Raw genomic sequence first — 19,519 nt, 5'->3', positions numbered from 1 at the left:
TTGAACCGGGTGTTCGTCGCCGTCTGGCCCCCGGCCGAGGTGCGCCGGATGCTCGCTGCACTGGAGCGTGACGAACGTGTTGGCATCCGCTGGACCACGCCGGCCGAGTGGCACGTGACGCTCGCGTTCCTCGGCGACGTCGATCCCGGCCAAGTCGCCTCGGCCCTCGCCGGGCTTGCCCACCCGCCGGCCACCGCGCGCTTCGAGGCAAAGGTGGGCAGGCTCGGCCGCGACGCCCTCGTCGTGCCCGTCGCCGGCCTCGATCTTCTCGCCGCCGAGGTGCGCCGATGCGTCGGCGGACTCGCGCAACGGTCGTTCGACGGGCGGGCGTTCCACGGCCACCTCACCCTCGCCCGCGTCAAGCGGCCCGGTGCTTGCAGCCTGACGGGCGAGGTGCTGGAGGGGGAGTGGCGGGTGAACGAGGTGACCGTGGTGGGCAGCCGGCTGCACCCCGACGGCCCCCGCTACACGGTGACGGCGACGATCCCGCTCACCGCGCCGGCCGCCCGCTGACGATTCCCGAGGCGTGATCCCCGAGCCGATGTCGGCGGACCCCACTGCCTAGGCTGCACGGGTCATCGGACGTTCTGGGGAGGATGGGGATGAGCGACCACGGGGTTGGGCCGGGTTCGACCGCGGTTCCCACGATCGACCGCGAGGCGCTTCGTGAGAAGTACCGCGAAGAGCGCGACAAGCGGCTGCGGCCCGACGGCAACGAGCAGTACCTGCAGCCGACCGGCAAGTTCGCCCACCTCCTCGACGACCCCTACGTGGAGCGCACCGAGCGCGACCCGTTGTCCGACGAGGTCACCGTCGCCGTCATCGGCGGCGGCTTCTCTGGCCTGGTCACCGGGGCCCGGCTCAAGCAGGCCGGCATCGACGACGTGCGCATCATCGAGGGCGGCGGCGACTTCGGCGGGGCGTGGTACTGGAACCGCTACCCGGGTGCGATGTGCGACACCGCGGCGATGGTGTACCTACCTCTGCTGGAAGAGACCGGGCACATGCCGAGCATGAAGTACGTGTTCGCGCCGGAGATCTTCGAGCACGGTCGGCGCATCGCCCGCACGTTCTCGCTCTACGACGACGCCCTCTTCTCCACCCAGGTGACGAAGTTGGAGTGGGACGAGCAGGCGTCGCGCTGGATCATCCACACCGACCGCGGCGACGCGATCAGGGCACGCTTCGTCACGATGGGCACCGGGCCCTTGCACCGCCCGAAGTTGCCTGGCATCCCCGGCATCGAGACCTTCGCCGGCCACACCTTCCACACCAGCCGCTGGGACTACGCCTACACCGGTGGCGACACCAACGGCGCGCCGATGTCGAACCTCGCCGACAAGCGCGTCGGCATCATCGGCACCGGTGCCACGGCCGTGCAATGCATCCCTCACCTCGCCCGCGACGCGCAGGAGCTGTACGTGTTCCAGCGCACGCCTTCGTCGATCGACGTGAGGAACAACCACGCCATCGACCCGGAGTGGTTCGCGACGCTCGGCCCGGGCTGGCAGCAACGGTGGCTCACCAACTTCGCCACGCTGCAGACCGGTGGTTTCGCCGACGAGGACCTGGTGCAGGACGGCTGGACCGACATCTCCAAGCGCATTCGCGACCGGATGATGGCCGACATCGCCGCGGGCGCCGAGTTCGGGCCGGAGGCGATGCTGCGCGCGTACGAGGACAGCGACGACGAGAAGATGACCGAGATCCGCGCCCGCGTCGACGAGGTGGTCCGTGACCCCGCCACCGCCTCGGCGCTAAAGCCCTGGTTCCGCCAGCTCTGCAAGCGGCCCTGCTTCCACGACGAGTACCTGCAGGCCTACAACGTGGCGTCCACCCACCTCGTCGACACCGACGGCTTGGGAGTGGAACGCATCGACGAGACCGGGGTGTGGGTGGCCGGCGTGCACTACGAGCTCGACTGCATCGTGTTCGCTTCAGGGTTCGAGGTGGGCACACCCGCCGCCCGGCGTTCGGGGTTCGAGACCTACGGACGCGACGGGCTGACGCTCTCGGAGAAGTGGTCAGGGGGCATGCAGAGCCTTCACGGCGTCCACGTGCACGGCTTTCCCAACCTGTTCGTGGTCGGGCCGAGCCAGGGCGCCAACCTGATCTCCAACATCACCCAGAACCTGACCGAGGCCGGCACCACGATCGCGGCGATCATCAACCACGCGCTGGACGAAGCCGCCGACGAGGTGGAGGCCACCGCCGCGGCGGAGCACGACTGGGTGGCGATGCTGGAAGGCAGCCCGCGGGCATTCCTCGGCAGCCCCGAGTGCACACCCGGGTACTACAACAACGAAGGCGGCCCGATCGGGCGGCGGGAGCGGCTGAACTCGAGCGGCTATCCCGACGGCCCGGTGGCGTACTGGCAGTACCTCGACCGCTGGCGCACGTCGGGCGAGTTCGCCGGCCTCGAGTTCCGCGCCGGTCGCTTCAGCTAGGGCTGGCGACGAGCACCGGGATGCGGCGCTGCGTCTTGGCCTGGTACTCGTCGTAGTTGGGGAACACCGCGGCCGCTCGTTGCCACCAGGCGTCGCGTTCGTCGCCCTCGACCTCACGCACGGTCACCGGGAACGGCGCCGGGCCGTCCTGGATGGTGACCTCCGTCGGGTTGTCGACGAGGTTCTTGTACCAGACGGGGTTGTTCGGCGCGCCGCCCATCGACGCAACCAGCGCGTACTCGCCCTCGTGCTCGACGCGCATCAGCGCGATCTTGCGCAGGTTTCCCGAACTACGGCCGCGCATCGTGACGACGACGATCGGGATGCCGGTGTCGAGCAACGTGTTCGCCTCGGTGCCCCCGGAGCGCTCGTAGGCCGCCACCTGGTCGCGGACCCATTCGAAAGCGCTCGGTACGTATTCACCCTCTAATGCCATGTCCCGAAGATAGCTGCGCGATCTTCGCTTTCCGGGTTGACGAGACGAACATACGTTCGTATACTGTGTTCATGGAACCCGCAGTTGGGGTTGTAGGGGTCGAGGAAGAGGCGCTGGCGGCCTTGAACGCCGGTGTCGATGCACTCTCTCGCCTCGACCTCGTCGAGCTCTCTGACGACAGATTGCACGCGTTGACCGTTGCGGTACAGCGCTGCACCGCCCGGTTGGGTGTGGCCCGCGCCGCGATGGTCCGCCGCTGGGATACACGTGGGGTGTGGGCCGCAGACGGGTCGCGCAGCCCCGCCCACCGCCTGGCCCGAGAGACGAACACCTCAACGCACTCGGCGCGGGTGGAGCTCGCTCGGGCGCGGGATCTTGCCGTGATGACGAAGACCGCAGCGGCGATCGAGGCCGGTCGGTTGTCGTTGGATCACGTGTACCTGTTCGCCAGGGCGCGCAAGGAACCCTGCCAAGCGGCGTTCGCCGACAGCGAGGAATGGCTCGTCGACCAATGCGCCCGGTTGCCGTTCCCCGACGCCGAACGGCTCGTCCGCTACTGGCGCCAACGCGCCGACGCCGCCGCGGCGGAGGACGAGGCCGAGCGCAACGAGAGCGCCAACGCGTTGCACGCGTCGGCGACCTTGGACGGCACGGTGGTGATCAACGGTCAACTCGACGCGATATCGGGGGCGGTGTTCACCAACGAACTCAACCGCTTGGAACGCCAGTTGCTGCTGGCCGACAAGGCGCAACTGGTCGTGAGAACCGTGACGCAGCGGCGGGCGGCGGCGTTGGTGGAGATGGCCAAACGCTCAGCCGCGTCCAAGACCGGCCGCCAACGACCACTTGTCACCGTGCTCGTCGGCGACGAAACCTTGCGGCACATGTGTGAGCTGTCCAACGGCACCGTGATCACCCCCGGCCAAGCAGCCGGACTGGTCAACGACGCACTAGTGGAATCGGTGATCTTCGACAACAAGACCACCGTCATCGCCGTCACCCACAAACGCCGCTTCACCGGCGCCCTACGCCGCGCGATCGAAGTCCGTGACCGCCGCTGCCAACACTCCTCGGGCTGCTACCAGAGCGTGGAGCGTTGCGACGTCGACCACATCACGCCCTGGCGCGACGGCGGGCAGACCAGCCAGTTCAACGGGAGGCTGCTGTGCGCCTTCCACAACCGCCACCCCGACGTCAGCGACCACCACCAGGTCAAACCCCAACCCGTGAGACCGATCGACGACCTCGACCGCCTCCGCGCCCTCATCCGCTGGCGCAACCAACAAGCCCAAGCCGCCGAAGACGCAGCCAACGAAGAAGCGAACGACGGCGACAGCGATGACGGTGACGAGGGTGGCGGCGAGCAGTCCGCGTGGTGATCAGGAGTCGATGCTCGACAAGCAGAAGAAGGCGCCGGTCGGGTCGGTATACGCACCGAGGTGTCCGTAGGGGGTGTCGTGCGCCGCGGTCACCTCGGTTCCCCCGAGCGCCAACAGCCTCGCCGCCGTCGCGTCGACGTCGTCGGAGGCGAAGTAGATCTGCCACATCGAGGGGATCTCCGGCGCGAGCGACGCGGCGTCCATGATGCCTGCTCGCGCGACTTCGCTCTCGCCGAGCGTGGTGTACCTGAACTGATCTGTGTCGCTCAGGGTGTGCAACTCCCAGTCGAACGCGTCGCGGTAGAAGGCGAGCGAGCGCTCGTAGTCCTTCGAGAGCGACTCGAACCAGATCGGCGTGCCGTGCTCGGCGAGCAATTCGGTTCCGGCGAAGTCCGCGCTCTGCCACACCGACACCACCGCTCCGGCCGGGTCGGCGACCACCATCATCGAGCCGCTGGTGTCGATCTGCATCACCGGCACGACGATGGTCCCACCGGCGGCTTCCACGCGGCGGGCCGTGGCGGCGATGTCCGACGAAGCCAGGTAGACGTTCCAGGAGTCGGGGAACTCGGCTTCCTGCTTGGCCATCACGCCGGCGACGACGGCTCCGCCGAGGGACGCGAGGTGGTAGCTGCCCCCCTCGTCGTTGCTGGCGTCTTCGAACTCCCAGCCGAACAGCTCTCCGTAGAACGCCAACGCTCCGTCGACGTCGGAGGTCATCAGGTCGATCCAGCACGGCGCCCCGGCCGGGCGTGGGGTGGTCCTCGGCATGGCGCGTCCTCGATTCGTCGGGAGATGTCCAACGTAACCGCGCCGGTGCATACCTCTCGACGGGTATCTTGCGCGCGCCTCGCCTCCGTAGCTCAGCTGGACAGAGCGGCGGACTTCTAATCCGTTGGCCGCAGGTTCGAATCCTGCCGGAGGCACACGTCGGGCTCAGGGGGTCCGGCAGCGGTCAGTCGCTGGCGCGTTCCGGCAGCGGGACCACGACCGTCGCGCGGGTAGCGCTCTGGAGCATCCACGTGGTGGTCGATCCGAGCAGCATCGCGGCGAGTCTGCCTCGACCACGCGCACCGAGCACGACGAGGTCGGCACGCGTGGATGCGTCCAGGAGGGCAACGCGGGCATCGGCAATCACGAATGAGTGGTCCGCGCGGTTGTCCGGGTCAAGCTCGCCCATATGGGTCCGGAACTCTGCCTCGGTGGCTTCGACCTCGACCGGGAACCGCTCACGGACCAAGTCCGGAGCGAGCCATGGGGCAATCCCGAGTGCGTCGAGAATGGTGATTGCCGCGTCGGGTTGGGCGAACCCGAGCGCCCACTGCGCTGCTGTCCGCGCGTTCGCCGAAGCGTCATAGCCGACCAGAATGCGGCGGGCAGGTCCGAGCGGCGCCTCCATCGCGATCACCGCAACGGGCGCGACGCTGTGCGACACACAGCGCTGACTGACCGACCCGAGCACCAGTCCCGTGACACGGCCGAGCCCGCGCGCTCCGACGACGAGCAGATCAGCCTCACGACTGGCCTCAATCAGTACGTCTGCCGCTGACCCTTGGGCGATTCGGGCCTCGACCTCCACGCCGTCGCGCGAGAGCTTTGTCGCGAGCGCTTCGGTAGAGCGCCGTAACTCGGACTCGAGGTCCGACCAATCTGGCAGAACGGCCATGCTGGACATCGCACCCATGGGGACAATCGGGAGCGTCCACGTCGCGAGTACGACGATGCGCACGTCGCGTCCGACGGCTTGATCGATCGCCCACTCAGCAGCGTGCCGCGCGTTGTCCGATCCGTCCACGCCCACAATCCATGTCGATGTCATTCGCCCATCATGCTCGTGTGCCCCGGGTTCCGCGCGGTCAGCTTGCTTGATCGCGGGCGGTGTGGTGGGCGTGACGGCGCTCGTACTCGATCGGGCTGAGCATCCCGAGTGATGAGTGCCGGCGTCGCCGGTTGTGGAAGATCTCAAGGTACTCGAAGATCGCGTTGGCCAACTCGAGCCTGGTGTTCCATCGCTTGCGGTTCAGGAGCTCGACTTGCATCCGCGCCCAGAATGACTCCATCTGGCCGTTGTCGTAGCAATCGCCGATCGATCCCATTGATGGGACGAGCGCTGAGTCGAGCGCTCGCCTGGTGAAGGCCCACGACGTGTATTGCGTTCCGTGGTCGGAGTGGATCACGACGCCCTCGGCTTGGCGGTTCTCGATCGCCATCCCGAGCGCGTTGACGACGAGGTTGGCGGTCTGGGAGCTGTCGATCGCCCAGCCCACGACTCGGCGGGAGAACGCGTCGAGCACGACCGCGCAGTACACCTTGCCCTCGCGGGTGCGGTGCTCGGTGATGTCGGTCAACCACAGCCGGTTCGGCTCGGTCCGGGCGAAGTCCCGGTTCACGAGATCCTCGGCGGTCGGCGTGTTCGGGATCTTGCGGAACCTCGGCCGGCCCGGAAGACCGGCGAGACCGAGGCGGCGCATCACTAGCTCGACGGTGCAACGAGCGACTGTCATCTGGCGGCCGAGCACGAGCTCAGCGTGAACCCGGCGCGCCCCGTAGGTCTGGCGGGACTCTTCGTGCACAACGCGGATGACGTCGGCGAGGATCGCGTGGCGCACACTGCGCGCCGACGGCGTGCGAGTGCGCCAGGCGTAGAACCCCGACACCGACACACCGACGACCCGGCACGCCACTTCGGCAGGGAGGTGCTCGCTCACGATCTGGGCGACGACCTCCCATCTCCTTTTGGGTCGGCCTGCGCCTTCAGCAGCTCGTTGGCCCGCGTGGTCACGGCCAGCTCGGTCTCCAGCTCGCGGATCCGCTTCCGAGCTGCTGCGAGTTCCGCCGACTCCGCCGTCGTCACACCAGCACGCAGCCCGCGATCGATGCGGTCCTGGTTCCGCCAGTTGTAGATCGTCTGGTCCGACACGCCGAGCTGCTCGGCGATCTCGACGACCGGCCTGCCGGCCTCGATCAGATCAAGCACCTTGCGACGGAACTCGACCGGGTACCTCCTCGGCACGATGACCTCCTCATCAGTGCCCGAGATTCAAGTACGCCGATCGCGCGATCACCGGGGCAGACCATCGACCGTGGCAGCGTCCCTGGACAACGACAGCGGTGATGACCAGACGGGCTATCGACACCGGCAACGGTCGCCGCCGGACCCGCCCCGAGCTCAGAAGACGAGGGCCGCCACGAAGGCTGCGTAGACCGCGCCGGCCGCTATCGCTGTGGCTTGGTAGGCGCGGCGGGGTGCTCCCAGCGCGATCAGCAGTGCCGACACGGCCAGCAGCGCCCACACGGCCGAGTGGCCGTACCGCAAGACGGCCTTGCCGATCCCGGTTTCGTCGCTTGCCTCGGACGGGACCACGAACCACCACACCACCGCGAGCGCCAGGCAAAGGCCCGCCGCGGCCAATCCGATCGGCAGACGGTGCTTCACTTGGCGGCGAGGCGCTTCCTCATCCAGGTCTGTTCGTGCTCGACGGCGCGGCGGGTGTCGCCGGCGACGAAGTCGGCGATCTTGCCGCCGATCAGGGGCACCTTGCACTCCACCGTGACGTGGGTGTCGTTGGCACACGCCTTCGCCCCCTTCGGGGTGAGGTGCAGCGTGCCGCGGATGTGCACCGGCGAGCCCTTGGCCTCGACCGCGAAGGTCCCCTCGCGGGCTCCCTTCGCGTCGGGGGCCCGCCAGTGGTCCGTCTGGGTCACCGCCTGGCGCGGCGAGAGGACCTTCTTCGCGAAGCCGGGGAGCTCCAGCGGGACGATTCGCCGGGTGACGATCATCACGCTGCCGTCGTCGGCCTCGGTGCGGTCGATCAGCTCCACGTCCTCTTGCCCGAGCGCCTCGTACTTGGCGCGGATCGCGTCGAAGTCGGTGAGCACGGCGAACACGCGGTCAGCGGCGTGCTGGTAGGTGTGGGTGGCTGTGATCTCCATCGGCCCTCCGGTCGATCGTCGGTTACGGGTTCAGGTGAGGATCTGCACGATGCGGCGCCCGCTCAGCTCGTCCAGGTCGATGCCGACCCAACCGGGCGGATCGGTCAGTGCCCATGGTCGCAGGTCGAGCTCGGGTAGGTGTCCGGTGGCCATGTACTCCTCCAGCCCGCGGGCCCGCCCGCGCCCCATCACGCTCCACCCGGCGTGGTAGCCGGGGTCGAGCGAGTCGACCTCGAACGCCACCCGCCGCGAGCGGATGGCGCGGTCGAACCACGATCCGGCAGCGGTGCGGACGACGACCAGGCGCTGCACCAGCGCGAAGTGGACGGGGAGCACCACCGGGCCGTCGACGTCTTCGAACGCGACGCGTCCGACGTGTTGGGTGTTGATCAGCCGGAGGCACTCGGCGGGTTCGAGCTCTTGCAGAACGGTGTGCGAATCCAGGTGCATCGCGCGTGCCTCCCTTCGCGGCCGTCGACCCTCGGCGTCGAGGGTCGCACCGAGTGACCGGGCGGGCCAGGGGCGATGGTCCCGACGTGCGGGTCGGGTGCGGATTCGGCCGGGTCTGCCTCTATCCTCGATCGACGGGCAAGGGCGACCACACGAGGTGCACGGCGTGAAGTTCAAGAAGGGCGACACCGTCATCTATCCCCAGCACGGGGCGTGCATCGTGCAGGGAACCAAGAAGATGACGATGTTCGACGAGGTGCAGGACTATCTCATCCTGCGGACGGTCATCAACGAGATGACGCTCTCCGTGCCGGTGGCCAAGGCCGACGAGGTCGGGGTGCGCCCGCCGGTGTCGCCCGACGAGCTCGAAGACCTCGTCGCCGTGCTCGCGAAGGCCGATCCGCGCGTGCCGTCGAACTGGAGCCGCCGCTTCAAGAACCACCAGGAGAAGCTGAAGAGCGGCGACGTCTACCAAGTCGCCGAGGTGGTCCGGAACCTGGCGGCGCGCAACCGTGACGCCTCGCTTTCCGCCGCCGAGCGCACGATGTACGAGCGGGCGCGGATCAACCTGATCTCCGAGATCGCTCCGGCTCTGAAGGTGTCGTCGGAGGAGGCAGAGCGCTACCTCGACGACGCTCTGGCGAAGGGCGTGCTGAGGGCTCCGAAGGAGACCAAGAAGAAGGCCTGAGCGCTGGCGTAGGGTCGGTGCCACCATGGGTGCGCGGATCCACGTCAGCCGGGAAGAGCTCGAGGTCAAGATCTCCGCGGGCGAGATCGACACCGTCGTGATGGCCTTCCCCGATCTCTACGGCCGTCTCGTCGGCAAGCGCACGACCGGGAGGTTCTTCCTGGAACAAGTCGCCGACGCCGGCACCGAGAACTGCGACTACCTGATCGCCTGCGACGTCGACAACGAGCCCGTGGCCGGGTACCACTTCGCCAGCTACGAGCAGGGCTACGGCGACATGGTGGCCAGGGCCGATTGGGAAACGGTGCGCATCACCCCGTGGGTGCCGAAGACGGCGCTCGTGATGTGCGATCTCCTCGACGTGCACACCGGTGAGCCGATCGAGGTCGCGCCGCGCACCGTCTTGCGCCGCCAGGAGCAAGCGGCGGCCGCCCTCGGGTACGTGGCGTTGGTGGCGAGCGAGATCGAGTTCTTCTTGTTCCGCGACAGCTACGCCGAGGCGTTCGAACGCGGCTACCGCGATCTGCGGCCGCACTCACCGTGGGTGCAGGACTACCACGTGCTGGCGACGACGCTCGACGAGTACGTCATCGGCGACATCCGTCGGGGCTTGGAGGCGGCCGGGGTGCCGGTGGAGTTCTCGAAGGGGGAGGCCGGACGGGGACAGCACGAGATCAACCTCGACCACACCACGCCGGTCGAGATGGCCGACCGCAACCACGTGTACAAGACGGCGGCCAAGGAGATCGCCGCCGCCCACGGTCGCAGCGTGTCGTTCATGGCGAAGTGGTCGATGGCCGACACCGGCTCGTCGTGCCACGTCCACTCCAGCTTGTGGGACCTCTCCGTCGGCGAGGCGCTCTTCGACGGCGGTGAGGGCGCACCGGAGGGGATGAGCGACCTGTTCCGCCAGTACCTCGCCGGCCTCGTCGCCACGGCCCGGGAGTTCTCCTTGCTGTGGGCGCCGACCGTCAACAGCTACCGGCGCTTCCAGCCCGGCTCGTGGGCGCCGACCGGCGTCGGCTGGGGCCTCGACAACCGCACGCTCGGCTTCCGGGTGGTCGGCCACGGCGCGTCGAAGCGCGTCGAGTGCCGCATCCCCGGCGCTGACGCGAACACCTACCACGCGTTCGCGGGCACCATCGCGGGCGGCCTGTACGGCATCCGCCACGGGCTGGAGCTGGGTGAGGCGTTCGCCGGCAACGGCTACCTCGCGACCGACATCGAGCGCGTCCCGGCGACGTTCGTCGAAGCGATCGAGCTGTGGGAGCGCAGTGACGCCGCCCGCGAGTGCTTCGGCGACGAGGTGCACCACCATCTGCTGACCATGGCCCGTGCCGAGTGGCAGGCATTCAACGGCGCGGTCACCGACTGGGAGTTGCGCCGCTACTTCGAGCGCATCTGAGGCGGAGGGTCGAATGGGTCGGTTGGAGGCAAAGGTCGCGGTGATCACCGGCGCGGCGGCGGGGCTGGGCCGCGTCGGCGCCGAGCTGTTCGCGGCTGAGGGCGCTCGGGTGGTCGTGGCCGACGTCGTCGACGGCGACGAGGTGGTCGACACGATCGCCGCCCGTGGGGGAGAGGCGACCTACGTGCGCTGCGACGTCACCGACGAGGACGCCGTCGCGGCCACCGTCGCGCACGCCGTGGAGACCTTCGGCGGGATCGACGTGCTGTACAACAACGCCGGGGTGATGCTGCCCGGCGACGACGATCCGGTGCACACGCCGATCGACGTGTACAAGCGGACGATGGACATCAACGTGTTGGGCACGCTCTTGATGTGCAAGCACGCCCTGCCCGTCATGCTCTCCGCCGGCAGGGGCTCGATCGTCAACGTCGCCAGCTTCGTCGCGCACATCGGAGCGGCGACACCCCAGGTCGCGTACACCGCGTCGAAGGGTGCGGTGCTCGCGATGACCCGCGAGATCGCGGTCGTCTACGCCCTCCGGGGAGTGCGGGCGAACACGTTGTGCCCTGGTCCGGTGATGACCCCGCTGCTCGCCGCTTTTCTCACCGACGAGGAGCGCCGTCGGCGGCGGCTGGTGCACATCCCGATGGGCCGCTTCGGCGAGGCGGAGGAGATCGCCGCCGGCGCGCTGTTCCTCGCCTCCGACGAGAGCAGCTGGATGACCGGCCAGTCGCTCGTCATCGACGGCGGCATCACCGCCGCCTACACCACGCCCGAGGACGTCGTCGGGGAGTAGCCATCGGGCAGACTCGCCCGATGGCACGAATCTCGTTCTGCGGTCTGGGAGTGATGGGCGCGCCGATGGCGCGCCACCTCGCCGGGGCCGGCCACGAAATGACGGTCTACAACCGCACCGCGCGGAGGGCGGCCGAGTGGGTAGCGGCCAACGGTGGGCGTTCGGCGCCCACGCCACGCGCGGCGGCCGAAGGTGCCGAGGTGGTGATGATGTGCGTCGGCAACGACGACGACGTGCGGGCGGTGGCACTCGGCGACGCCGGCGCGCTCGCCGGCATGAGCCCTGGTGCGATCCTCGTCGACCACACCACCGCGTCTGCGGGGGTGGCCCGTGAGCTGGCCGAGGCGTGCGCCACCGCGGGCGTCGGGTTCGTCGACGCCCCGGTGTCGGGCGGCCAGGCAGGTGCCGAGAACGGCGCATTGACGGTGATGTGCGGCAGCGACGACGAGGCCGTGTTCGAGACCGCCCGCGCGGTGATCGTCGCGTTTGCCCGGGCGTGCGAGCGGCTCGGTCCGGCCGGCGCCGGGCAGCTCACGAAGATGGTCAACCAGATCTGCATCGCCGGCACGGTGCAGGGGCTGAGCGAGGCGGTGGCCTTCGCCCAACGCGCCGGGCTCGACGTCGACCGCGTCGTCGACGTGATCGGCAAGGGCGCGGCGCAGAGCTGGCAGATGGACAACCGCGCACACACGATGGCCCGTGGCGAGTTCGAGTTCGGATTCGCGGTGGAGTGGATGCGCAAGGACCTCGCCATCTGCCTCGACGAGGCACGACGCAACGGATCCCGGCTGCCGGTGACCGCGCTCGTCGACCAGTTCTACGCCGAGGTGGTCGCCGGCGGCGGCCTGCGCTGGGACACGAGCAGCCTCGTGCACCTGCTGCAGGGGTGAGTCAACGCACGGCGAGGGGCAGGTGGTCGACGCCGCGGATCGTCAACCGGTCGCGCCACGTCGGCGTGCCGTCCAGGCGGAGCCCGGGGAACCGGCGCACTAGCGAGCCGAGGGCGACCTCGGCCTCGAGTTTGGCCAGGTTCGCGCCGAGGCAGTAGTGGACGCCTGCCGAGAACGCGAGGTGGCGGTGAGCGTTCGGGCGCTCGAGGTGCAGCCCGTGGGGGTCGTCGAACACCGCCGGGTCGTGGTTCGCGGCGCCGAGCAGGGTGGTCACGATGGTGCCCGGGGGCACCTCGACGGCGGTCGATCCCTCGCCGTAGCGCACCGTCGTGGTGGGCACACGGACCGTCTGTTGCACCGGCCCGTCGAAGCGCAGCAGCTCGTCCACCGCCTGCGGGCCGAGCGCGGGGTCGTCGTGCCAGCGCGCCAGCTCGTCGGGATGGCGCAGCAGCGCCAAGGTCGCGTTGCCGATCAGGTTCACGGTGGTCTCGTGACCGGCGATGTACAACAGCGTGACGAAGGCGATCAGCTCACCGACGTCGAGGCGGTCACCCTCTTCCTCCACCTGGATCAGGCTTGACAGCACGTCGTCGCCGAGATCGTGGCGGCGACGCTCGATCACCTCCAGTAGGTAGGGGATCAGCTCGGCGAACGCGGCGTCGACGGCGTCGAGGTCGGCGAGCGTCGCGGTGGGCTCCAGCCCGAACGTGATCACCTGGCTCCACCCGCGCAGCTCCTCGGCGCGGTCGACGGGCATGTCGAGCAGATCGGAGATCACCTGGAACGGCACCGGGAAGGCGAGCTCGTCGACGAGCTCGATCGTGCCCCGCTCCTCGGCGCGGTCGAGCACGTCGTCGACGAGCTGTTGCACCCGTGGGCGCAGCCGCTCGATCGCCGACGGGGTGAACGCCTTCGACACCAGCCGCCGCAGCCGGGTGTGGTCGGGCGGGTCGAGGTTGAGGATCGTCTTCGCGCGGGCGCGGCGGCGGTCACGCATGGCTTGAACGAGCGGGTCGGCAGGGGCGTTGGCGGTCGCCTCGACGTCACGGCTGAAGTCGTTGCTGCGCAGCGTCCAGGCCACGTCGTCGTAGCGGGAGAGCACGACGTTGCCCCTTGGCGTCCAGTAGGCCGGCGCCGCGGCGCGCAGGCGGTCGTAGAACGGGTAGGGATCCGCGCGGAAGGCCGGGTCGAACGGGTCGAAGAGCAGCTCGGCGGCGGCGCTCATCGGGTCATGTAAGCACGCGGGCGTTGCTCGGCGACGGTCGGAGCCGGTAGAACTAGTGAGAACTGTTCCCATTTTGCTGGGTTTGCTGAGGGAGAATGGCAGCCACCTCCTCGATCGGTCTCCTCGTCTCCTTCGCCGCCGTGCTCGCCGCGGCGACGGCGGGTTGTGGCGATGACGGTGGCGCGCCCGGCGCGGTGGTGGAAGAGGCGGTTGACGAGGTGGTGGTGACGTACGCGGTGCTCGGCGACCTGGTCGCCGATCTCGTCGGTGACGAGGCCAGGGTGAGGGTGGTCGTGCCGAACGGCCAGGACCCGCACCACCACTCACCGTCGGCGCGCGAGATCGAGGCTCTGCGCAATGCCCGGTTCGTCGTCGCGAACGGCCTCGACCTCGAAGAAGGCATGCTCGACGCGCTGAACGCCGTGGCCGACGCCGGAGTACTGGTGTTCAAAGTCGCCGACCACGTCCAGGTGCGTCAGGTAGGCGACGGAGCCGGCGACCCGCACGTGTGGCTCGATCCGACGACGATGGCCGAGATGGTGCCCGCGCTCGCCGCCGCGCTCGGCGACGCCCTCGGCGTCGACCTCGGCCCATCTGCAACCGCACTGGTCGACCAGCTCGTCGCGCTCGACGCCGAGGTGCGTGAGATCCTCGAGCCGATCGGAGTGGGGGAGTGCCGCCTCGTCACCGGTCACGAATCGCTCGGCTACTTCGCCGACCGCTTCGGCTGCGAGGTGATCGCGGCCGTGGTGCCGAGCCTGTCCTCGAGTGCCGAGGCTTCGGCGCAAGACCTCGCCGAGCTGCGCGAGCTGGTCGTAAGCGAAGGGGCGCGGGCGATCTTCACCGAGCTCGGCACATCCACCGACCTCGCCGAGCAGATCGCCGCCGAGGCAGATGTGCCCCTCGTCGAGTTGGCCACGCACCTGCTGCCGGGCGACACCGGTTACGCCGGGTTCATGCGCCGGCTGGCCGGCGACATCGCCAAAGCGCTCACCTCATGACCGACTTCTTCGTGGCCCCGTTCGTCGACAACGAGTTCCTCCGCCAGGCGCTCACCGCCGGGGTGCTCGTCGCGCTCGTCTGTTCCGTGGTGGGCACGTTCGTCGTGCTGCGCGGGCTCGCGTTCGTGGCCGACGCCCTCGCCCACGGCGTGCTCCCCGGCATCGCCGGAGCACTGCTGCTCGGGCTGCCCGCCTTGCTCGGCGCGGCGATCGGCACCACGGTGATGATGGGCGGCGTCGCGGTGGTCACCCGGCGTTCCCGGCTGTCGGGGGACACCGCGATCGGGCTGCTCTTCGCCGGCATGTTGGCGCTCGGGGTGATGATCACCTCGCGCTCGGGGAGCTTCTCGGGCGACCTGACCCGGATCCTGTTCGGTGAGGTGCTCGGTGTCGGGCTCTCCGAGCTGGCGTGGCAGGCAGGCGCCGTCGCCCTGGTCGGCGTGACCGCGTGGGTGTGCCGGCGACCGTTCCTGCTGCTCTGCGTCGACCCCGAGCTGGCGCAGACGAGCGGGTTCAGCGTCAGGCTCTACGAGAACGTGATGCTCGCCATGGTGGCGGTGGCGGTGATCACGTCGTTCCAGTCGGTCGGGACGCTGCTCGTGTTCGGCATGCTCGTCGCCCCCGCGGCGACGGGGGCGCTCGTCGCGAGAAGGGTGGCCTCGATGATGCTCGTCGCCGCGGCGTGCGGCTCGGTGTCGACGTACGCGGGTCTGCTCGTGTCGTACCACGCCGGCCTCGCGGCGAGCGCCAGCATCGTCGCCGTCGCCGTCGGCATCTTCGTCCTCGTGTTCGCCGCCGTCGAGCTGCGCCGGTCGCAGCCGGTCGTGCGGGCCGGTGCAGGGAGCGATCACGGCCATGCCCACTGAGCAGTCGCCGATCAGTACTGCCGGCCTCGACGTCGGCTACGGGGGCCAGACCGTGGTGGCCGACCTGACGCTGCACGTCCCGCCGGGGGGAATGCTCGTCCTGATGGGTACGAACGGTTCGGGCAAGTCGACGCTGCTGAAGACGCTCGCCGGGCTGCTTTCCCCTGTCTCGGGCGCGGTCACCGTGCTCGGAGAGTCCCCGGGGGCACTGCCTCACCGGGTCGCCTACCTCGGCCAGCACCCGGCGTCGTCGTTCACGCTGCCGCTGCGCGCGGCCGACGTGGTGGCGATGGGGCGCTACGCCGCGCTCGGGCTGTGGAAGCGAACCGGCGCCGCCGACCGGGCCGCGGCACGCGCGGCGATCGCGCGCATGGGCGTGGACGGCTTCGCGAACACGCCGCTCAGCGAGCTGTCCGGGGGCCAGCAACAGCGCACCCACCTGGCCCAGGCCCTGGCCCGGCAGGCCGATGTGCTGCTGCTCGACGAGCCGACGGCGGGCCTCGACATCGCGGGGCGTGAGGCGCTCGATGCCGTGCTGGTGCAGGAGCGGGCGCGAGGGGTGGCGGTGGTGATGGCCACCCATGACACGAGCGATGCCGCATCGGCCGATTCGGTGCTGTTGCTCGCCCACCGCGTCGTGGCCCACGGCACCCCCGACGAGGTGCTCACCGATCAGAACCTGCGCGCCGCGTTCGGCTTTACCGAGCGTCACTAGTACTGTTAGGGTTGCTATACAGATCTAGTGAGTGGGAGTTCGCGATGATCCTGTGCCAGTGCCATCGTGTGAGTGAGCGTGCCATTCGGCGAGCCATCCACGGTGGGGCGCGCTCGGTGGAAGAGATCGGCGCCGCGTGCCAGGCGGGCACCTCCTGCGGGTCTTGCCGGCCCTCGCTCGAAGAGCTCCTGGCCGAGGCCGAGGTGTGGGTGCCTGTGGGAGTCGCGGGGGCGTTCGCCGGGCGCTAGGTTGCCCGACATGCAGGGTGACCCCGAAATCCTCGAGACTCTGAACGACGTGCTGTCGGCGGAGTTGACCGCGATCAGCCAGTACTTCATCCACGCCAAGATGTGCGGCGACTGGGGTTACACCAAGCTGGAGCAGTTCGTCCGCACCGAGTCGATCGACGAGATGAAGCACGCGGAGATGCTGATCGAGCGCATCTTGTACTTCGACGGCGTGCCCAACCTGCAGCGTCTCTTCCCGCTGAAGGTCGGCGAGACGGTCGAGGAGCAGTTCCGTTCCGACGTCGCGCTCGAGTACGCGGCGATCGAGCGGTTGAACCGCGGGGTCGAGCTGGCGGTGGCCAAGGGCGACAACGGCACCAGGGAGCTGCTGGCGGGGATCCTCGTCTCCGAGGAGCAGCACACCGACTGGCTGGAGACCCAGCTCGACACGATCGAGCAGATCGGCCTGCAGAACTACCTCGCCCAGCAGCTCTGAGCGCCTGGCGCGCCCGGCATTGGACGACTTCTCGCACCGCTCGGGGGCGGCCCTCGTCACCGGTGGCAGCGGCGGCATCGGCGCCGCGATCTGCCAGATGTTGGCCGAACGGGGCAGCGACGTCGCGTTCACCTATCTGCACAACGAGGGGGCCGCGTCCGCGGTGCTCGCCGCGATCGACGCCGCCGGTTCCCGTGGGCTGGCGGTGGCCGTCGACCTGGGCGACGACGACGCGGTGCGAGAGCTGGTGGCCGAGGTGGTCGCCGAGTTCGGCGGGCTGCACACGGTGGTCCACGCCGCCGGCCCCCACGTACCCCAGCGCCACCTCAGCCGTGTCGCCCCGGCCGAGATGGCCGATCACCTCGACGCCGAGGTCGGCGCCTGCTTCCGCCTCGTGCACCACTGCCTCGCCCATCTCCGCGCGGCGGGGGGCAGCCTCGTGGCCGTCACCACGGCAGCGACGTCGCGGTTCCCGGTGCGCGACGGCCTGTCGTCGGTGCCGAAGGGTGCCGTCGAGTCGCTCGTCCGCGCGATCGCGGCCGAGGAGGGCCGCTTCGGGGTGCGGGCGAACTGCGTGGGGCCGGGCATGCTCACCGACGGCATGGCCCGCCGGCTGATCGAGTCCGGCGACCTCGACGAGGCAGCGCTCGCCGCGACCAGGTCGAACATCGCGCTCCGCCGCTTCGGCGACGCGGTGGACGTCGCCGAAGCGGTGTGCTTCCTCGCCTCCGACCGGGCCGACTTCGTGACCGGCCAGAAGCTGGACGTGGACGGTGGCTACGGGGTCTGACGCAGGTTGTCGTAGTAGGGCACGACCACCTCGCCGTCGGCACCTTCGCCGTCGTCACCGCCGAGCTTGCCGACCAGCGCCATCGTCACCGGTGAGATCACCTCGGGGTCGGTCATCACGTTCACGCATGCCGGCTTGCCGCTCGCGAACGCCCGCTCCAGCGCGCCGGGCAGCTCGGCGGGCTCGGTGACGCACTCGGCATGGCAGCCGAACCCGGCCGCGGCGAGGTCGTAGCGGACGAAGCCGAGCTCGGTCGCCACCCGCTTGTCACGGCCGTAGATCAGGTCCTGGCCGTGTGCCGACATGCCCCACAGCTGGTCGTTGTTGACGACGACGACGATCGGCAGCTGGTGGCGGACCATCGTGTCGAACTCGGCGAAGTTGAGGCCCACCGATCCGTCGCCGACCACGCAGACGACCCGCTTGTCGGGGTGGGCCACCTGCGCGGCGATCGCGAACGGCATGCCCGTGCCGAGGCATCCGAGGTATCCGTGGCTCATCCAGTGCCCGCCGTGGTGGACGCGTGCGGCCATCTCCATCCATCCGGCCGTCTCGCCGCCGTCGGCGGCGACGATCGAGTCTTCGGGCAGCACCTTGGCCAGCTCCACCATCAGCTTGTACGGATGGATCGGGGCTTCTGTGCTCTGGATCTGCTCGGCGAACATCATTTGTCCGGCGCCACGCACCATGGCGATCGACTGCTGCCACTGCGTGTGCTCGCGGGGTGCCGCACCCGCCGTCGCCGCGAGCAGCGCCAGCACCGTCTCGCGACAGTCGGCGGTGATCGCCAGCTCGACGTCGCGGTTGCGCCCGATCTCCTCGGGCTCGACGTCGACGTGGATCACCTTCGCGTCCGCCGGGATCAGCGAACCGCTGCGTCCACCGGTGAACAGACCGAGACGGGCCCCGAGCACCAGCACCACGTCGGGTCCGCCTGCGCCCATCGACGCGATCGCGAGGTTCGTGAACCCGCCCCCGGAAAGGGGGTGCACGTCGGAGATCATCCCCCGCGCCTTCGAGTTGGCGAACACCGGTGCGCCGAAGCGCTCGGCGAGCTGAGTCAGCTCGTCACCGAGGCCGGAGAACCAGGCGCCGCCACCGGCGAGGATCGCCGGTCGCTCGCCGGCCGCGAGCCATTCGGCGGCGGTGACCACCGCGGCGGCGGTCGGTGCGGGTGGTGACGGGGATGTCTCCAGCCCGATCGCCGGTTCGTGCTCGGCCGACGCGAACAGCACGTCGATCGGGATCTCCAAGAACACCGGTCCGGGCCGACCGGTGCACGCAATGGTGAGGGCGCGGGCGACGAGGTCGGGAATGCGGTGCGTGTGGGTTATGCGGTGCGCCCACTTCGTGATCGACGCGACGATCGCCACCTGGTCGATACCGCCCTGTAGGGGCAGCGTCTCGGCGTCGCGCAGCGGCGCCGCGCCGGCGATGAACAGCGTCGGCACCGCGTCGAGATGCGCGTTGGCGATTGCGGTCACGCAGTCGGTGAACCCGGGTCCGGCGGTGACCACCGCCACGCCGGGGCGCCCCGTGGTGCGTGCCCAGCCGTCGGCGGCATGTCCCGCCGCCTGCTCGTGGCGGGTGTCGACGAGGCGCATCCCTGCCTCGGCCGCCGCCTGCAAGATGGCATCGAGGTGCCCCCCGTGCAGCGTGAACAATGTGTCGATGCCGGCGCGCTGGAGCGTGTCGACCAGCAGCTCTCCCCCATGTCGCTTCATCCGGCGATGCTCCGCCGACGGGGAGAGCAGCACTAGAGCCTTAGGACC

The 19,519-nt window shown here is 69.4% G+C and carries 21 protein-coding genes, 1 tRNA gene and 1 pseudogene; 14 read left to right on the top strand and 9 right to left on the bottom strand.

Annotated elements, in window-relative coordinates:
- Nucleotides 1-9 precede the first annotated feature (9 nt).
- Both thpR and IPM43_01560 read left to right on the top strand, forming a co-directional pair.
- Nucleotides 10-513, top strand: a complete 504-nt coding sequence (gene thpR / locus IPM43_01565) for an RNA 2',3'-cyclic phosphodiesterase (protein QQS25105.1) — start codon at nt 10-12, stop codon at nt 511-513.
- An 89-nt stretch (nt 514-602) separates the two neighbouring features.
- The gene (locus IPM43_01560; GenBank protein ID QQS25104.1) at nt 603-2,447 is read left to right on the top strand and encodes an NAD(P)/FAD-dependent oxidoreductase; all 1,845 of its coding nucleotides are present in this window, start codon (nt 603-605) and stop codon (nt 2,445-2,447) included.
- On the opposite strand, the gene IPM43_01555 is transcribed toward IPM43_01560, so the two are convergent.
- Nucleotides 2,440-2,883 (bottom strand): nitroreductase family deazaflavin-dependent oxidoreductase, encoded by a 444-nt coding sequence (locus IPM43_01555; GenBank protein ID QQS25103.1) that lies wholly within the window; start codon nt 2,881-2,883, stop codon nt 2,440-2,442. The genes IPM43_01560 and IPM43_01555 overlap by 8 nt on opposite strands.
- A 71-nt stretch (nt 2,884-2,954) precedes the next feature.
- Between IPM43_01555 and IPM43_01550 the strand changes: the two genes are divergently transcribed.
- Nucleotides 2,955-4,262: a DUF222 domain-containing protein gene (locus IPM43_01550; GenBank protein QQS25102.1), complete on the top strand. Its 1,308-nt coding sequence runs from the start codon at nt 2,955-2,957 to the stop codon at nt 4,260-4,262.
- On the opposite strand, the gene IPM43_01545 is transcribed toward IPM43_01550, so the two are convergent.
- Nucleotides 4,263-5,033, bottom strand: a complete 771-nt coding sequence (locus IPM43_01545) for a VOC family protein (GenBank protein QQS25101.1) — start codon at nt 5,031-5,033, stop codon at nt 4,263-4,265.
- Between the two features lie 81 nt (nt 5,034-5,114).
- On the opposite strand from IPM43_01545, the gene IPM43_01540 reads away from it, so the two are divergent.
- A tRNA-Arg gene (locus IPM43_01540) sits at nt 5,115-5,188 on the top strand.
- Between the two features lie 29 nt (nt 5,189-5,217).
- Here the strand turns inward: IPM43_01540 and IPM43_01535 are convergent.
- The 5 genes and pseudogenes from IPM43_01535 to IPM43_01515 form a co-directional block, all read right to left on the bottom strand.
- Entirely contained in the window at nt 5,218-6,081 is an 864-nt protein-coding gene (locus IPM43_01535) for a universal stress protein (GenBank protein QQS25100.1), read from the bottom strand.
- A gap of 37 nt (nt 6,082-6,118) precedes the next feature.
- Nucleotides 6,119-7,275 (bottom strand): annotated as a pseudogene (locus IPM43_01530) (IS3 family transposase).
- Between the two features lie 156 nt (nt 7,276-7,431).
- Nucleotides 7,432-7,698: a hypothetical protein gene (locus tag IPM43_01525; GenBank protein ID QQS25099.1), complete on the bottom strand. Its 267-nt coding sequence runs from the start codon at nt 7,696-7,698 to the stop codon at nt 7,432-7,434.
- The gene (locus IPM43_01520) at nt 7,695-8,195 is read right to left on the bottom strand and encodes a DUF2505 domain-containing protein (GenBank protein QQS25098.1); all 501 of its coding nucleotides are present in this window, start codon (nt 8,193-8,195) and stop codon (nt 7,695-7,697) included. The genes IPM43_01525 and IPM43_01520 overlap by 4 nt, the downstream gene beginning before the upstream one ends.
- Before the next feature lie 30 nt (nt 8,196-8,225).
- Nucleotides 8,226-8,645: a pyridoxamine 5'-phosphate oxidase family protein gene (locus tag IPM43_01515; GenBank protein QQS25097.1), complete on the bottom strand. Its 420-nt coding sequence runs from the start codon at nt 8,643-8,645 to the stop codon at nt 8,226-8,228.
- 166 nt (nt 8,646-8,811) lie between these two features.
- Here IPM43_01515 and IPM43_01510 point away from each other — a divergent pair, with 166 nt between their 5' ends.
- From IPM43_01510 to IPM43_01495, 4 genes are read left to right on the top strand one after another with little or no spacing between them, the layout of a single operon-like run.
- Entirely contained in the window at nt 8,812-9,333 is a 522-nt protein-coding gene (locus tag IPM43_01510; GenBank protein ID QQS25096.1) for a CarD family transcriptional regulator, read from the top strand.
- A 25-nt stretch (nt 9,334-9,358) separates the two neighbouring features.
- Nucleotides 9,359-10,738, top strand: a complete 1,380-nt coding sequence (locus IPM43_01505) for a glutamine synthetase (GenBank protein QQS25095.1) — start codon at nt 9,359-9,361, stop codon at nt 10,736-10,738.
- A gap of 13 nt (nt 10,739-10,751) precedes the next feature.
- Nucleotides 10,752-11,537: an SDR family oxidoreductase gene (locus IPM43_01500; protein ID QQS25094.1), complete on the top strand. Its 786-nt coding sequence runs from the start codon at nt 10,752-10,754 to the stop codon at nt 11,535-11,537.
- Between the two features lie 20 nt (nt 11,538-11,557).
- On the top strand, nt 11,558-12,427 hold the full coding sequence (locus tag IPM43_01495; GenBank protein ID QQS25093.1) for an NAD(P)-dependent oxidoreductase: 870 nt from the start codon (nt 11,558-11,560) through the stop codon (nt 12,425-12,427).
- Nucleotide 12,428: 1 nt separating this feature from the next.
- On the opposite strand, the gene IPM43_01490 is transcribed toward IPM43_01495, so the two are convergent.
- The gene (locus IPM43_01490; GenBank protein QQS25092.1) at nt 12,429-13,652 is read right to left on the bottom strand and encodes a cytochrome P450; all 1,224 of its coding nucleotides are present in this window, start codon (nt 13,650-13,652) and stop codon (nt 12,429-12,431) included.
- A gap of 95 nt (nt 13,653-13,747) precedes the next feature.
- Here IPM43_01490 and IPM43_01485 point away from each other — a divergent pair, with 95 nt between their 5' ends.
- Genes IPM43_01485 through IPM43_01460 form a run of 6 tightly spaced genes read left to right on the top strand, consistent with a single transcriptional unit; the run spans nt 13,748 to nt 17,747 of the window.
- Complete coding sequence (locus tag IPM43_01485) at nt 13,748-14,653, top strand: zinc ABC transporter substrate-binding protein (GenBank protein ID QQS25091.1); 906 nt, start codon at nt 13,748-13,750, stop codon at nt 14,651-14,653.
- Nucleotides 14,650-15,519 carry a metal ABC transporter permease gene (locus tag IPM43_01480; protein QQS25090.1) on the top strand — a complete coding sequence of 290 codons (870 nt, stop codon included), beginning with the start codon at nt 14,650-14,652 and terminating at the stop codon, nt 15,517-15,519. Before IPM43_01485 ends, IPM43_01480 begins: the two co-directional genes overlap by 4 nt.
- Nucleotides 15,509-16,234, top strand: a complete 726-nt coding sequence (locus IPM43_01475; protein QQS25089.1) for a metal ABC transporter ATP-binding protein — start codon at nt 15,509-15,511, stop codon at nt 16,232-16,234. The genes IPM43_01480 and IPM43_01475 overlap by 11 nt, the downstream gene beginning before the upstream one ends.
- A gap of 44 nt (nt 16,235-16,278) precedes the next feature.
- Nucleotides 16,279-16,482: a (2Fe-2S)-binding protein gene (locus IPM43_01470; GenBank protein QQS25088.1), complete on the top strand. Its 204-nt coding sequence runs from the start codon at nt 16,279-16,281 to the stop codon at nt 16,480-16,482.
- 10 nt (nt 16,483-16,492) lie between these two features.
- On the top strand, nt 16,493-16,957 hold the full coding sequence (gene bfr / locus IPM43_01465) for a bacterioferritin (GenBank protein ID QQS25087.1): 465 nt from the start codon (nt 16,493-16,495) through the stop codon (nt 16,955-16,957).
- Nucleotides 16,958-16,976: 19 nt separating this feature from the next.
- A complete protein-coding gene (locus IPM43_01460; GenBank protein ID QQS25086.1) occupies nt 16,977-17,747 on the top strand; it encodes an SDR family oxidoreductase in 771 nt (256 codons plus the stop codon).
- On the opposite strand, the gene IPM43_01455 is transcribed toward IPM43_01460, so the two are convergent.
- The gene (locus tag IPM43_01455; GenBank protein ID QQS25085.1) at nt 17,735-19,471 is read right to left on the bottom strand and encodes a thiamine pyrophosphate-binding protein; all 1,737 of its coding nucleotides are present in this window, start codon (nt 19,469-19,471) and stop codon (nt 17,735-17,737) included. The two genes, IPM43_01460 and IPM43_01455, sit on opposite strands and share 13 nt — an antisense overlap.
- Nucleotides 19,472-19,519 lie beyond the last annotated feature (48 nt).

The sequence above is a fragment of the Actinomycetota bacterium genome (assembly GCA_016700055.1).
Lineage (GTDB): Bacteria > Actinomycetota > Acidimicrobiia > Acidimicrobiales > Ilumatobacteraceae > Kalu-18.
The sequence above is the reverse complement of the archived record's forward strand: the minus strand, read 5'-3'. Positions and strand labels throughout refer to the sequence as shown.